Annotated in this window: 10 protein-coding genes; 4 read left to right on the top strand and 6 right to left on the bottom strand. The window is 69.0% G+C overall.

The window, feature by feature from the left end:
- On the bottom strand, positions 1-1,809 hold the full coding sequence (treS, locus tag DFR72_RS07145; protein ID WP_090066549.1) for a maltose alpha-D-glucosyltransferase: 1,809 nt from the start codon (positions 1,807-1,809) through the stop codon (positions 1-3).
- A 33-nt stretch (positions 1,810-1,842) separates the two neighbouring features.
- On the bottom strand, positions 1,843-3,819 hold the full coding sequence (locus tag DFR72_RS07140; protein ID WP_090066548.1) for an alpha-1,4-glucan--maltose-1-phosphate maltosyltransferase: 1,977 nt from the start codon (positions 3,817-3,819) through the stop codon (positions 1,843-1,845).
- Positions 3,820-4,061: 242 nt separating this feature from the next.
- On the opposite strand from DFR72_RS07140, the gene DFR72_RS07135 reads away from it, so the two are divergent.
- From DFR72_RS07135 to DFR72_RS07125, 3 genes are all read left to right on the top strand, one after another.
- Positions 4,062-5,639: a serine/threonine-protein kinase gene (locus tag DFR72_RS07135; RefSeq protein WP_245982617.1), complete on the top strand. Its 1,578-nt coding sequence runs from the start codon at positions 4,062-4,064 to the stop codon at positions 5,637-5,639.
- Between the two features lie 120 nt (positions 5,640-5,759).
- Positions 5,760-8,354 carry an alpha-glucan family phosphorylase gene (glgP, locus tag DFR72_RS07130; RefSeq protein WP_090066547.1) on the top strand — a complete coding sequence of 865 codons (2,595 nt, stop codon included), beginning with the start codon at positions 5,760-5,762 and terminating at the stop codon, positions 8,352-8,354.
- A gap of 302 nt (positions 8,355-8,656) precedes the next feature.
- Positions 8,657-9,193: a hypothetical protein gene (locus tag DFR72_RS07125; protein ID WP_090066546.1), complete on the top strand. Its 537-nt coding sequence runs from the start codon at positions 8,657-8,659 to the stop codon at positions 9,191-9,193.
- 77 nt (positions 9,194-9,270) lie between these two features.
- On the opposite strand, the gene DFR72_RS07120 is transcribed toward DFR72_RS07125, so the two are convergent.
- The 4 genes from DFR72_RS07120 to glgX form a co-directional block, all read right to left on the bottom strand.
- Positions 9,271-10,383, bottom strand: a complete 1,113-nt coding sequence (locus DFR72_RS07120) for a hypothetical protein (RefSeq protein WP_114773627.1) — start codon at positions 10,381-10,383, stop codon at positions 9,271-9,273.
- Positions 10,384-10,430: 47 nt separating this feature from the next.
- Positions 10,431-10,820: a rhodanese-like domain-containing protein gene (locus tag DFR72_RS07115; protein WP_090066544.1), complete on the bottom strand. Its 390-nt coding sequence runs from the start codon at positions 10,818-10,820 to the stop codon at positions 10,431-10,433.
- A complete protein-coding gene (locus DFR72_RS07110) occupies positions 10,817-11,404 on the bottom strand; it encodes a cysteine dioxygenase (RefSeq protein ID WP_090066543.1) in 588 nt (195 codons plus the stop codon). Before DFR72_RS07110 ends, DFR72_RS07115 begins: the two co-directional genes overlap by 4 nt.
- Positions 11,405-11,645: 241 nt before the next feature.
- Entirely contained in the window at positions 11,646-13,760 is a 2,115-nt protein-coding gene (gene glgX / locus DFR72_RS07105) for a glycogen debranching protein GlgX (RefSeq protein WP_090066542.1), read from the bottom strand.
- Positions 13,761-13,849: 89 nt separating this feature from the next.
- Here glgX and DFR72_RS07100 point away from each other — a divergent pair, with 89 nt between their 5' ends.
- On the top strand, positions 13,850-14,692 hold the full coding sequence (locus DFR72_RS07100; RefSeq protein WP_090066541.1) for an ABC transporter ATP-binding protein: 843 nt from the start codon (positions 13,850-13,852) through the stop codon (positions 14,690-14,692).
- The last annotated feature ends 45 nt before the right edge of the window (positions 14,693-14,737 follow it).

Below are 14,737 nucleotides of genomic sequence, written 5' to 3'. Positions count from 1 at the left end.
TCACCTCATCTCGCTGTCGTCGCCCGCCTCTACCAGCTGGAACCAGTAGAAACCGTGACCCGGGAGGGTCAGCAGGTAGGGGAGTTCCCCGATCGCGGGGAATTTGACACCTCCGGTGAGCTCCATCGGCGCGTAGTCGCGGTGCTCGGAGAGGTCCAGCTCGACGGGTTGCGGGAAGCGCGACAGGTTGTTCACGCAGAGCACGATGTCCTCGCGGCCGTCCGGGCGCTTCCACTGCCGCTTGTACGCGAGCACGCTCGGGTTCGAGCCGCCGAGCTCGGTGAAGTCGCCCTCGGCGAACGCGTGGTGCTGCTTGCGCACCTCGATCATGTGTCGCGTCCAGTTGAGCAGCGACGTCGAGCTGTTCAGCTGCGCCTCGACGTTCAGGCCCTGGTAGCCGTAGACCGGGTCCATGATCACCGGCAGGTAGATCCGGCCGGGGTCGCACGACGAGAAGCCCGCGTTGCGGTCCGGGGTCCACTGCATCGGCGTGCGCACGGCGTCACGGTCCTGCAGCCAGATGTTGTCGCCCATGCCGATCTCGTCGCCGTAGTACAGGACGGGAGAGCCGGGCAGCGACAGCAGCAGCGCGGTGAACAGCTCGTGCTGGTTGCGGTCGTTCTCGAGCAGCGGGGCGAGCCGTCGGCGGATGCCGATGTTCGCCTTCATCCGCGGGTCCTTGGCGTACTCCGAGTACATGTAGTCGCGCTCTTCGTCGCTGACCATCTCGAGCGTGAGCTCGTCGTGGTTGCGCAGGAAGATGCCCCACTGGGCGTTCTCCGGGATCGACGGCGTCTGCGCCAGGATCTCCGAGATCGGGAACCGCGACTCGCGCCGCACCGCCATGAAGATCCGCGGCATCAGCGGGAAGTGGAACGCCATGTGGCACTCGTCGCCGCCGATCTCCGGGTCACCGAAGTACTCGACCACGTCCGACGGCCACTGGTTCGCCTCGGCGAGCAGCACCCGGCCGGGGAACTCGTCGTCGACGACCTTGCGGCACTTCTTCAGGAACTCGTGCGTGCGCGGCAGGTTCTCGCAGATCGTGCCCTCCTCTTCGAAGAGGTACGGCACGGCGTCGAGGCGGAACCCGTCGATGCCGAGGTCGAGCCAGAACCGCAGGATGTCGAGCATCGCCTCCTGCACTTCCGGGTTCTCGTAGTTGAGGTCCGGCTGGTGGCTGAAGAAGCGGTGCCAGAAGAACTGCCCGCGCACCGGGTCGTACGTCCAGTTCGACGACTCCGTGTCGACGAAGATGATCCTCGCGTCGGAGTAGCGCGAGTCGTCGTCGCTCCACACGTAGTAGTCGCCGTACGGGCCCGTCGGGTCCTGGCGCGACTGCTGGAACCACGGGTGCGCGTCGGAGGTGTGGTTGAGCACCAGGTCGGTGATCACGCGGATCCCGCGCCGGTGCGCCTCCTCCAGGAGGTACACGAAGTCCTCGACGGTGCCGAACTCCGGCAGCACCGCCCGGAAGTCGCTGATGTCGTACCCGCCGTCGCGCAGTGGCGACGCGTAGAACGGCGGCAGCCAGAGGCAGTCGACGCCGAGCCACTCCAGGTAGTCGAGGCGCGAGGCGAGACCGCGGAGGTCGCCCGTGCCGTCGCCGTTGGAGTCGCTGAAGGCGCGGACCAGCACCTCGTAGAAGACAGCGCCCTTGAACCAGCTCGGGTTGGCCGATGCCGGTTTGGCCGACTTGAAGTCCTCAGCCTGAGGTTCTACCAGGAAGCCGTCGTCGTCGATGGCCTCTCCGGTGTGCGGTGTTCCTTCCAGCCCGAGCGCAGCATCGGGACGGGAGTCGTCGGCCATGGTTCCCACCTCGTCGGGGGTTGTGCGGGTTGATCAGCTGAAACGGCGCTGCAAGCTCACGACGTGCGCGGTCGCACGCCACGGCTCGAGGCGGACGTAGTTGGCCTGTCCCCAGTCCCACGTCTCGCCGGTGACCTCGTCGTGCGCGATCACCCGCTCGTGCCAGTCGAACCCGAGCTCGGGCAGGTCGAGGTACAAGGTCCCCTCCTGCGCGTTGTGCGGGTCGAGGCTGACGACGACAACGACGGTGTCGCCCGTTTCCGGGTCACGCTTGGAGTAGGCGACCAGCGCGTCGTTCTCGATGCTCTGGAACTTCAGCGTGCGCATCTGCTGGAGCGCGGGATGCGCCTTGCGGATGTGGTTGAGCTTGCGCAGCCACGGCTCGAGACTGCGACCGTCCGCCAGTGCACGGGCGTAGTCGCGAGGCCGCAACTGGTACTTCTCGGAATTGAGGTACTCCTCGCTTCCGGGCTTCACGGCCTCGTGCTCGAACAGCTCGTAGCCGCTGTAGACGCCCCACGTGGGGGAGAGCGTGGCCGCGAGCGCCGCACGGAGCCCGAACATTCCGGGACCGCCGTGCTGCAGTGACTCGTGCAGGATGTCCGGGGTGTTCACGAAGAGGTTCGGCCGCGCCTCGTCCCAGTGGTCGCGGACGTCCTCGCCGAACTCGATCAGCTCCTGCTTGCCCGTCCGCCACGTGAAGTACGTGTAGGACTGGGTGAAGCCGAGCTTGGCCAGGCCGTAGAGGCGGGCGGGCCTGGTGAAGGCCTCCGCCAGGAACAGCGTGTCCGGGTAGACCTCCTTCACCTTCCAGATCAGCCACTGCCAGAAGTCCGGCGGCTTGGTGTGGGGGTTGTCGACCCGGAAGATCCGCACCCCGTGCTCGGCCCAGAACAGGACCACGCGCAGCACCTCGTGGTAGAGGCCCTGCGGGTCGAGGTCGAAGTTGATCGGGTAGATGTCCTGGTACTTCTTGGGCGGGTTCTCGGCGTACGCGATCGTGCCGTCGGGCTGCGTCGTGAACCACTCCGGGTGCTTGAGCACCCACGGGTGGTCGGGGGCGCACTGCAGCGCGAAGTCGAGCGCCACCTCGAGCCCGAGGTCCTTGGCGCGCGCGACGAGCGCGTCGAAGTCCTCGATCGTGCCGAGCTGCGGGTGGATCGCGTCGTGCCCGCCCTCGTCCGCGCCGATGGCCCACGGTGACCCCGTGTCCTCCGGCGTCGCGACGAGCGTGTTGTTGGGACCCTTGCGGTTGACCCGGCCGATGGGGTGGATCGGCGGGAAGTAGACGACGTCGAAACCCATCGCCGCGACCCGGTCGAGCTCCTTGGTCGCCGTGGCGAACGTGCCGTGCACCGCCTGGCCGGTCTCGTCGATCCCGCCGGTGCTGCGCGGGAAGAACTCGTACCAGGAGCCGTAGGCGGCCTTCTTGCGGTCGCACCAGATCTTGTGCGTCTTGCCCTTGGTGATCAGCTCGCGCACGGGGTGCTCGAACATCACCTTCTGCACGTCGGCCGCGAAGGCCGGCGCGACGCGTTCGGCGAGCGGCCGGTCCTCGTCCCGCAACGCCGCCGCGGCAGACGTGAGGAGTGCTCGCTCTTGTCGCCTATCGGGTCGCCTTGCCACTCGATCGAGTAGCCCGGCACCGATCTCAAGATCGTTTGCGAGATCACCGGGACCCTGTCCAGCGGCGATCTTCACCTCAACAGCGTGGTTCCAGGTGCCCCAGGGGTCACTCCACGCATCGATCCGGAACGTCCAGGCGCCTTCGGCGTCCGGAACCACCGTCGCGCCCCATCTGTCGAGGCCGATCCCGACCTCGTGCATGCGCGTCTGACGAGCGACTCGGTCGTTCGGTCCGCGCCAGCTGACTGTGGCCGCGAGTTTGTCGTGTCCCTCGCGCCACACCGTGGCCGCAACCGGAATGTGTTCTCCCACAACGGCTTTGGCTGGATACCTACCAGCCGACACCACCGGGGATACCTCGTCGATACCGAGCCGTCCGCTCATCGGCAGCGCCCTTCCGCCGTATCGCTTCTCTTTGATGCGTCAAATCCTGCCTTGCTCGATCAAGCCGTCTGACAGCGGGTTACCCCATCTAGATCCGTACCCCGCCACCCTCGATCGCACACCTCGAGCGCTGATCGTGTCCAGGGTCTCTCGGCCACGTTCCCAGCGCTTGGTGTCTTTCTCATTGGACTCTTCCCGTACAACTCACCGTGTTAAGAGAGCGCTACAGGTACCGTGCGCGCGTGAACAAGCTTGGAGGTCGTTACGTCCTGCTCGATCAGCTCGGCGCCGGTGCCATGGGTGTCGTGTGGCGAGCACGCGACGAGTTCCTGCACCGTGACGTAGCGGTCAAGCAGCTGCTTCTCAACGACGTGGAGTCGAACGAGTTCCACGAGGCCGTGCAGCGCGCCATGCGTGAAGGCCGCATCGCAGCCCGGTTGCAGCACCCTAACGCGATCGCCGTGTACGACGTCGTGGTCGAGGACGGCAAGCCTTGTCTTGTCATGGAGTATTTGCCGTCCCGCAACCTCTCCTCGGTGCTGGAACGCGGCCCGATGCCCGCGCAGGAGGCGGCGCGGATCGGTTCGCTGGCCGCCGGCGCGCTGGCCGCCGCGCACAGCGCGGGCATCGTGCACCGCGACATCAAGCCCGGAAACGTCCTCATTGGACGCGACGGCACGGTGAAGATCACCGACTTCGGCATTTCGCGCGCTTTGGGCGATGTGGCCGTGACGAAGACCGGCATGCTCGCGGGCACGCCCGCGTACCTGGCGCCGGAACTGGCCCGCGGTTCCGACCCCGCGCCGCCCTCGGACGTGTTCTCGCTCGGCGCGACGATCTACGCGATGACCGAGGGCGAGCCGCCGTTCGGCAAGAGCACGAACGACCTGGGCCTGCTCTACAAGGTCGCGCGCGGCGAGACCCGCCCGCCGACGCGTTCGGGCCCGCTCACCGGCCTGCTGACCCGGCTGCTCGCGAACGAGCCGTCGCAGCGCCCCACCGCGGCCCAGGCCGCCGAGGAGCTCAAGGCGATCGCGTCCGGTGCCCCGGTCCCGGTCACCCGCGTGATCCCGCCGCGCCCCATGACGCCGCCGACCGGCACCGCCGTGATGGGCGCCGCGGGTCCGGGCACGATGCAGGGCCCGCCGCGCACGATGCCCCCGCAGGCGCCGCGCACCCGGCCGCCCGCGCCGTTGCCCGCGACCTACGACGACTACGAGCCCGAGCCCGAACCGAAGAAGAGCAACCGGGGCCTCGCGGTCGCGGCCGCGGTCCTCGGCGTGCTCCTGATCTCGGGCGTCGCCTACGCGATCATCTCGAACTTCGGGGACGGCGACTCGACCGGTACCGGTGCCAGTTCGACGCCGGTGACCACCTCGGAGACCCCGGAGCCCACCTACGACAAGCCGACGACCAACCCCCCGGCCAAGACGACCGAGAAGCAGACGCCGTCGCAGACCAAGCCGAGCCCGCCGCCCTCGTCGAAGCCGCCGGCCACCAAGTTCACCCAGGCCCAGGTCGCCACCTTCGTGAAGCAGCACTACGCGAAGCTGCCGGCGAACGTCGAGGCCGCCCGTGGCGACTGGGACCCCGACCGGGCACCCGGCCTGGCCTCGGAGAAGCAGTTCTGGGGCAAGTACAGCAAGCTCGCGGTCAAGGACGGCCCGCTGGCCGACGCGAACGAGGACGGCACGTTCACCGTCACGACGGCGCTGGAGCTGACCGACAAGGAGACCGACAAGGCGACGACCGAGGAGCACACGCTCAAGATCTCCGGCAAGGGCGACAGGCTGCTGATCACGAACGAGCAGCGGGGTTGATCGGGCGTCGAAGTATTCGCTGCTCACGGGCGTCCGCGTCTTGACCGGTTCTGCAAGTCGTTGCAGGTCTGACCGGGAACGTTGTCAGGCACTCAGGGGTGGCAGGTAAGTTCGCTCGTCATGCGAGCACTTCGCCGGTTCACCGTCCGAGCCAGCCTGCCGGAGCCCCTGTCCGCGCTGAGCACGCTCGCCACCAACCTGCGCTGGACGTGGCACCCGCCCACGCAGGACCTCTTCTCCTCGATCGACCCCCGCGTCTGGTCCGAGGTCGGTGGCGACCCGTTGCGTCTGCTCTCCGTCGTCGACGCGGGCAAGCTGGAGTCGCTGGCCAGAGATGAGCAGTTCCTGCTCAAGCTCCACGCCCTCGCGAGCGATCTGGAGCGGTACGTCCAGGGTCCGCGCTGGTACCAGCGCAGGCAGGACGAGATCGCCCAGCGCCGCGAGCACGGGGCACCCGACACACCGCTGCCCACGAGCGTCGCGTACTTCTCGATGGAGTTCGGCGTGCACGAGGCGCTGCCGAACTACTCGGGCGGTCTCGGCATCCTCGCCGGCGACCACCTCAAGGCGGCCTCCGACCTCGGCGTTCCGCTGATCGCGGTCGGCCTGCTCTACCGGTCCGGGTACTTCCGGCAGTCGCTGTCGCTCGACGGCTGGCAGATCGAGCACTACCCGACGCTCGACCCCCGCGGGTTGCCGCTGGAGCTGCTGACCGAGCCGTCCGGGTTGCCGCTGCTGGTGCACGTGGCCATGCCGGGCGACCGGATGCTGCGCGCGAAGATCTGGAAGGCGCAGGTCGGGCGCATCCCGCTGCTCCTGCTCGACTCGGACGTGGAGCAGAACGACGAGGACCTGCGCGGCGTCACCGACCGGCTCTACGGCGGCGACCAGAACCACCGGATCCGCCAGGAGATCCTCGCCGGCATCGGCGGCGTGCGCGCCGTGCGCACGTTCTGCGAGCTCACCGGCCACGCGCAGCCCGAGGTCTTCCACACCAACGAGGGCCACGCCGGGTTCCTCGGCCTCGAGCGGATCCGCGAGTACATCACCAACGACGGTCTCGACTTCGACCAGGCGTTGACGGCGTCGCGCGCGGGCGCGGTGTTCACGACGCACACGCCGGTGCCCGCCGGCATCGACCGCTTCCCGGTCGACCTGGTCCAGCACTACTTCGGCGCCGAGAACCTGGTTCCCGGCGTGAACACCCAGCGCATCCTCGCGCTGGGCGCCGAGGAGAACCCCGGCATGTTCAACATGGCCCACATGGGCCTGCGGCTCGCCCAGCGCGCGAACGGTGTGTCCAAACTGCACGGTGAGGTCAGCCGGGACATGTTCCGCGGCCTCTGGCCGGGCTTCGACACCACCGAGGTGCCGATCGGCTCGGTCACCAACGGCGTGCACGGGCCGACGTGGGCGGCGACGGAGATGAGCAAGCTGCTCGGAGCGTCCGAGTCAGACACAGTGGACAGCGGCCGGATGGGTCTGGGCATCGGCGCGTTCGAGCCGGTCACCGACGCCGGGCTGTGGGAGCTGCGGTCCACGCTGCGCGGCCGCCTGGTCGACGAGGTGCGCCGCCGCGTGCGCGAGTCGTGGCTGCAGCGTGGCGCGTCCGCGCTGGAGCTGGGCTGGACCGACTCGGTCTTCGACCCGAACGTGCTGACCGTGGGCTTCGCACGGCGCGTGCCGACGTACAAGCGCCTCACGCTGATGCTGCGCGATCCTGAGCGGCTGCGTTCGCTGCTGCTGCACCCCGAACGGCCCGTGCAGCTCGTCGTGGCGGGCAAGTCGCACCCGGCGGACGACGGCGGCAAGGCGCTGATCCAGCAGATCGTGCGCTACGCCGACGAGGCGGGCGTGCGGCACCGGATCGTGTTCCTGCCGGACTACGACATGTCCATGGCCCGGTACCTGTACTGGGGCTGCGACGTGTGGCTGAACAACCCGATGCGCCCCCTCGAAGCGTGCGGTACGTCCGGCATGAAGGCGGCGTTGAACGGCGGCCTCAACCTGTCCATCCGCGACGGGTGGTGGGACGAGCTGTACGACGGCTCGAACGGCTGGGCCATCCCGACCGCGGACGGCGTCAACGACCCGGTCCGCCGGGACGACCTGGAGGCCAACGCGCTGTACGACCTGCTCGGTTCGCAGGTCGCGCCGCTGTTCTACGACCGCGGCGAGGACGGCGTGCCGACCCGCTGGATGTCGATGGTCCGGCACACGCTGGCTTCGCTCGGTCCGGTGGTGCAGGCCTCGCGGATGGTCCGCGAGTACGTGGAGACCTACTACGCGCCGGCCGCCGCGTCCGCGCAGAACGTCGTCGGTGAGGGATACCGGGGCGCCAAGGAGCTCTCCTCGTACCGCCACCGGCTGCGCGCGTCGTGGACGCGGGTGCGGGTGCTCGACAGCGACCTGGTGATCAGCGGCTCCTCCGTGCCGGTGCTCGGAGCGCCGGTCATCGTGCGGGCGCGCGTCGAACTGGCCGGGCTGGAGCCGTCCGAAGTGGACGTCCAGGTCGTGCTGGGCAAGGTGTCGCACGACTCCGACGAGCTCAAGGACATCGTGTCCGCGCCCATGAACTACGCGGGCAACGGCAACTACGAGGCCGAGGTGCCGCTGCCGCACGCAGGAGCGCTCGGCTACACCGTGCGCGTGCTGCCACGTCACGGCCTGCTGGCGACCTCCGCGGAACTCGGCAGGGTCGTTCTGGCCGGCTGATCGCTTCAGGAGGTCGACACAGGGCATCCGGCTCGCCTGAAAAAGGTGGGCTGGATGCCCTGATGTGTTCGTCTTCCTTGTTGCCTGTTCACTGCTGGTGACCTGGGTCAGGCGTGTGCCCCTCAAACCCTTCGCTCAAACGAATGACCACTTTTTCGAGTGGGTGAATTCGTGATCTCCGCTGGTAGGGGCCTGGACACGGGCTTACGCTCCTCGGCATGGAATGAACCGCACGAGAATTCGTAGAAAGGTTTTCTCGGGTCGGCTCCAAGTGAATTGCGCATTGAGGAAAGAAGGTAGCCGTGAAGAAGACGATTACCGCACTCTCGCTCGTCGCAGCATTGTTCACCGCCTCGACCATCCCGGCTGCCAGTGCGTCGCCCGCCGCGCCAGAACTCCCAGCCGCCTGCGCTGGTCTCGTCACGGACTTCGCCGCAAAACTCAAGAAGGCCGTCGGCAGTCTCGTGCCGGTGCCCAACGTGGAAGCCGTGAAACCGCTGATCGGAGACCTCCTCGGCCTCGTGACAGCGATGCAGAACGCCGGATGTCTACCGACACCTCCTGTCAGTGCGCCGGGCGTGCCCTTGCCGGCGCGGGCCGCTGAGTACGCAGGTCCGGCCGACCAGTGCCTGCCCGTCGTGCTGAACCTGATCTCGGCCATCGCCGGGCTCGGCGGCACGATCCTCGGTGCCGCGGGTGGGCCGCCCGACGTCGGCAAGATCACCGCAATGCTGACCTTGGTGCTCGACACCGTCAAGGACCTGCTGGGCAAGTGCGGCCTGCCGGCACCTCCCGGTGGCCTGCCCGCGCTGCCGGGCCTGCCGGTCCAGAACAGCTGATCTGTCCGCGGGGTGCGAAGGGCCCGTCACCGCTTCCGGTGACGGGCCCTTCGCCGTGCGTGCTGTCCGTTCGGAGGTCAGCTGATCTGCAGGCGGGCGCGGGTCGCCGCCACCCGCGGGCTCCAGCCCGCGAGCTCGTGCGCCTCGGCCACGAGTTCGCGGGCCTTCGCGTTGTCACCGTCCGCCATCCACGCCCGCGCGATGGTGATCAGGTCGTCGGCACGGCCCTGCGCGTTCTCGCTCGACTCGGCGGAGTAACCCGCGAGCCGCCTGGCCTTCGCGGTGTCGCCCTCGATCAACGCCATGATCGCCAGCGTCCCGTTCGCGCGCTGCTTCGGATATCCCGCCTCGTAGGCGTTGCCGAACATGCTGCGCGCGGTCTCCAGACCCACCTCCGCGGGGAACTGCCCCGCCTCGACCGCCAGCACGGAGACGCCCGCGGTGGTGGCCATCACGAAGGCCAGGTCCCGCGTGGTCAGGTCCGTGCGACCGGTCAGTCCGATCACCGTCTGCATCGCTTCGAGGTACCGCTCGCGAGCGCACGACGTCACGACCTCGAGCCCGACGACGGTGAGCAGGTCGGGGTGCTCGCGCACCAGCTCGGTGTGGATGCGCTCGGCCTCGTCGAGGTCACCGCGCTGGTAGGCGTCCATGCCGGCGAGCACGCCGGGCCCTGCCTCCAGTTCGCCGAGCGGCCGTCCGGAGAGCTTCGGCAGCGAGAACACGAACCAGCCCAGGCTCGTGCCGCCCGGCCGCTGGACCGGCACGAGCTGCCAGAGGAAGCAGGTGGTGGCGGCGAGCGCCATGCCCTTGCCGAACGCGCTGCCGGCGGCGAGCCACGTCACCGCCGCGACCACCGCGCAGAAGACGATCGAGACCGCTCCGGTGAGGACGGTCCGCCGGCGCACCCCCGGCTTCAGCCCGGTGATCCCGATGGTCGCGAGCACGGGGATCTGGCGCAGGACGAGCCGCTGGTGCGTCCACGTCCACGACTTGAGCTCACCGCCGATGCCGATGATCACGTGCGTGATCCGGAGTCCGAACAGGACGGCGCCGAGCGCCAGGCCGGCCTGGGCCGCGGTCAGCTCCACCACCAGGCCGACCAGTGCTCCGGCCAGGCCGAGGTGGAACTCCGGGAGGGTCCAGGCGATCGTTCCGGCCACGACCAGTGCCGTCACGACCCAGCGCACGCGTGTCACGGTCAGCAGACGTTACCGGCGTGGCAGCGGTTCCACGGTCAGACCACGGGCTGTGTGCCGCCCTCGCGGATCGGCAGTCCGGCGGCGCGCCAGGCCCGGTACCCGCCGACGAGGTCCGTCGCGTTGGGCAGCCCGACCCGTTGCAGGTCCCGGGCCGCGAGCGACGACGACCAGCCCTCGTTGCACACGACGACCACCGTCGTGCCGGCGTCGAACCCGGGCAGCCGCCAGTCGCCCTCCGGGTCGAGCCGCCACTCCAGCACGATCCGCTCGACCACGACGGAGTTCTCGATCTCGCCCTCGGCCAGCCGGTTGTGGGCCGGACGGATGTCGACGACGAGCACGTCCTCGAGTGCGAGCACCTCGTGCGGTTCCAGCCGCCTGAGGTGCGACCGGGCGTCTTCGAGGATGGTGTCGAGGTTGCTCACGGGCCCTCCAGGTCGGCCAGCTGACGCAGTTCGGCCAGCGGCAGGCGCTGCGCGGGCAGCGGTGGGATCGAGTCGGGGATGTCGTGCAGCGACGCGTACTCGCGGGTCGGCACGAGCGGCGGTGAGTAGGCGTGCACGGTGGCGGCCGGCGCCTCGAACGGGTTCAGCACCTGGTGCGCGCGCCCGGACCCGAAGCCCAGCGCGTCGCCGGTGTCGCGCACCGCGGACCGGATCGGCCCGGCGGGGTAGCGGTAGTCCTCCCGCAGCTTGCCGGTCAGCACGGTGAACGACCCGGCCGAACCACCGTGGTCGTGCGGCTCGGTGCCCTGGCCCGGCAGCCAGGACAGCAGCCACAGCTCGACGCCCTCGGTCAGCCCCAGCCGTGCCCACCAGCGGCGTTCGGGCGAGTAGTCGAGGATCTGGAGCAGCCCGGTGGTCAGCTCGCTCGCCACGAACGAGGTGAGGTCGCGCAGCTCGCGCGGCGTCCACAGGTCGCGGGACGGGTGGATCACGTCACGCAGCAGCTGGCTGTCCAGCACCGGGTGGAGATCGAATTGATCTTGGTCTGCATACGTCGAGGTCACGCACTCGCTCCTGAAGGCCGCGTCGGGTACGGGTAGCGATCAAGACGCGACGCAGGGCGCTGTCAGCGCGTGCGTCGCGTCGAGCTACACCCGCACGACGCCACGAGTACGAGGTCGATCGTGCGGTCCGTCCAGCAGTAGACGACCACGGGCGTGATGGTGCCAGACGCGCTCAGAGTGTGGCTAGAGCGTCCATTTGCCGGAAGAACCTCGGACACAGAGTCAAGTAGCCGCAAGGAGTTCAGCGCGGTATGCGGAGCAGCAGCAACGAGCGAGCGGGCACGGTGAGCTTCCCGCGCGGTGCGAAAGAACCGGGATTCGCCGGGGAGCCGTCCGCCGTCGTCGTGTCGAGGAACGGCTCGTACGACGGCCCGTAGCGCTCGTGCGGCAGCGTCACGCTGATGGCCTCCGCACCGGCGTGCATCAGCATCAGCCACGAGTCGTCCGACACGAGCTCGCCGTCCCGTGTGCGGGAGAGGCAGTTCGAGCCGTCGATGAACATGCCGAGCGTGCGGCGGCCCTCGTCGAACCAGTCCGTCTCGGCCATCTCCTGCCCGTCCGGCCGGAACCACACCAGGTCCGGGTTGCCGCTGGGCGTCGTGCGGCCCTCGAAGAACTGGGGCTGCCGCAAGGCCGGCGACGACGAGCGCAGGTCGATCAGCCGCTGCGTGAACCCCAGCAGTGCCTCGCTCGCGTCGCTCGTCGTCCAGTCGACCCACGACACGTCGTTGTCCAGGCAGTACGCGTTGTTGTTGCCACCCTGGGTGCGCCACATCTCGTCGCCCGCCGTCATCATCGGCGTGCCGGTCGACAGCAGCAGCGTCGAGAGCAGGTTCCGCGCCTGCTGCGCGCGCAGGGTGAGGACCGCGGGATCGGACGTCTCGCCCTCGGCACCGCAGTTCCACGAACGGTTGTCGTTCGTCCCGTCGCGGTTCTCCTCGCCGTTCTCCTCGTTGTGCTTGTCGTTGTACGACACCAGGTCCCGCAGCGTGAACCCGTCGTGCGCGGTGATGAAGTTGATCGACTGCCACGGCCGGCGCAGGTCGTCCGCGTACAGGTCGCTCGAGCCGGAGAGCCGGTACGCGAGGTCGCGCACGGACGTGTGGCCGCGCCAGAAATCCCTGACCGTGTCGCGATAACGGCCGTTCCACTCGGCCCACTGCATGCCGAAGTCGCCGACCCGGTACCCGTCGCCCGTCGCGTCCCACGGCTCGGCGATCAGCTTGGACCGGCACAGCACCGGGTCCGTCGTGATGGCTGTGAGCAGGGCCGAGTCGCGGTCGAAGAACCCGCCGCCCGGCCGGCCCATCGTCGAGGCGAGGTCGAACCGGAACCCGTCGACGCCCATCTCGGCGGCCCAGTAGCGCAACGAGTCGGTGACCAGCCGCACGACCTGCGGCGACCCGGCGTCCAGCGTGTTGCCGCAGCCGGTGATGTCGACCGTGCTGCCGCCGCCGGCGTGCAGGTAGTAGCCCGGCGCGTCGTAGCCGCGGAAGCAGATGGTCGGCCCGTCCGGCCCGCCCTCGCAGGTGTGGTTGTAGACGACGTCGATCAGCACCTCGATGTTCGCCGCGTGCATCGCCGCGACCATCGTGCGGAACTCCTGGACCTCGTTGCCCGGCTCGCTCGCGTACGCGGCGTGCGGCGCGCAGTAGCCCAGCGGCGAGTAGCCCCAGTAGTTGCTCGCGCCCCGGCTGAGCAGCGACGGCTCGTCCTGGAACGCCTGGACCGGCAGCAGTTCGACAGTGGTGACGCCGAGGCGCGTGAGGTGCTCGATCGCCGCCGGGTGCGCGAGCCCGAGGTACGTGCCGCGCAGCTTCTCCGGGATCTCCGGGTGGTTCTTCGTGAAGCCCTTGACGTGCATCTCGTAGATGACCGCCTCTTCGAACGGCACGTCGGGCTTCACGCCCGTGTCCGCGCCGCCCGGCGAGCTGACGACGGACAGGGGCACGCTGCCGAGCGAGTCGACGGCGGACGGCGGCCCGTGCATCGGGTCGCCGACGTAGCCGAGCGAGGCCTCCAGGTTCGTGATCCCGCCCTCGATCTGCCGCGCGTACGGGTCGACCAGCAGCTTCGCCGGGTTGCAGCGCAGACCGCGCCCCGCGTCGTACGGCCCGTGCACCCGGAACCCGTACCGCTGGCCGGGCGTGACACCGGGCACGAGACCGTGCCAGACGCCGAACGTCCGTTCGGTCAGCTCGACCCGTTTCTCGGTGCCGTCGTCGTCGACGAGACAGACCTCGACCGCGTCGGCGACGTGGGACGTCACCGCGAACCGGACACCGCCTGCTTCGGCGTGTGCCCCCAGTGGGAACGGTCGGCCTGCCAGCACCTCGGACTCGGGTCGCGTAGCCATGCCTCTGATCTTGGCATCCGCCACCGACAAAAAACTTGAGAGTTCACACAGGCGGCGCAGCGGCGTCACCCCGCCCGAGGGACACCCCGATGAGTGGTCGGTGCGAGGCCGTTCGGAAGAATGGGGGTGTGGCGGACGTCGACGTGACAGATCTGGTCGTGCACATGGCGGGCGTGTCGGTCCGCCGAGGCAAGAACACGCTGGTCGGAAACATCGACTGGAGCGTGGAACTGGACGAGCGCTGGGTGGTGCTGGGCCCGAACGGCGCCGGCAAGACCACCCTGCTCAGGCTCTCCAGCGCCGACCTGCACCCGACCAAGGGCAAGGTCCACCTCCTGGGTGAACGTCTGGGAAAGACGGACGTCCAGGAGCTCAAGCCCCGGATCGGCCTGTGCTCCGCGGCCCTGGGCGGCCGCATCCCGCCCGACGAGACGGTCGTCGACCTGGTCGTCTCCGCCGGGTACGCGGTGCTCGGCCGCTGGCGCGAGGAGTACGGCAAGCAGGACACGGACCGTGCCCGCGAGCTGCTCGGCACCCTCGGCATGGCGCACCTCGCCGACCGCCTCTACGGCACGCTGAGCGAGGGCGAGCGCAAGCGCACGCTCATCGCCCGCGCGTTGATGACGGACCCCGAGATGCTGCTGCTCGACGAGCCCGCCGCGGGCCTCGACCTGGGCGGTCGCGAGGACCTGGTCGCGAAGCTCTCGGAGCTGGCGATGGACCCGGACGCGCCCGCGATGGTGCTGGTCACGCACCACGTCGAGGAGATCCCGCCGGGCTTCACGCACGCGCTGCTGCTGCGCGAGGGCTCGATCGTGGCTCAGGGGCTGCTCGACGACGTGCTGACCGAGGAGAACCTCTCCAAGACGTTCGGGCAGGACCTGGAGCTGCAGAAGTCCGGGGAGCGGTTCTTCGCCCGGCGCAAGGTCTGACAAGCTACTGCCGGGTAACGTGACACTGCTGTCGCGACAACTGAT

The organism is Lentzea flaviverrucosa (assembly GCF_003350445.1).
Taxonomy (GTDB): domain Bacteria; phylum Actinomycetota; class Actinomycetes; order Mycobacteriales; family Pseudonocardiaceae; genus Lentzea; species Lentzea californiensis.
This window is presented reverse-complemented; position numbering and strand designations above follow the sequence as displayed.

Excerpts from the sequence above, each read along its gene's own strand:
- DFR72_RS07140 (WP_090066548.1), bottom strand. The coding sequence starts at position 3,819 with ATGAGCGGACGGCTCGGTATCGACGAGGTATCCCCGGTGGTGTCGGCT.
- treS (WP_090066549.1), bottom strand. The coding sequence starts at position 1,809 with ATGGCCGACGACTCCCGTCCCGATGCTGCGCTCGGGCTGGAAGGAACA.
- DFR72_RS07100 (WP_090066541.1), top strand. The coding sequence starts at position 13,850 with ATGAGTGGTCGGTGCGAGGCCGTTCGGAAGAATGGGGGTGTGGCGGAC.
- glgX (WP_090066542.1), bottom strand. The coding sequence starts at position 13,760 with ATGGCTACGCGACCCGAGTCCGAGGTGCTGGCAGGCCGACCGTTCCCA.
- glgP (WP_090066547.1), top strand. The coding sequence starts at position 5,760 with ATGCGAGCACTTCGCCGGTTCACCGTCCGAGCCAGCCTGCCGGAGCCC.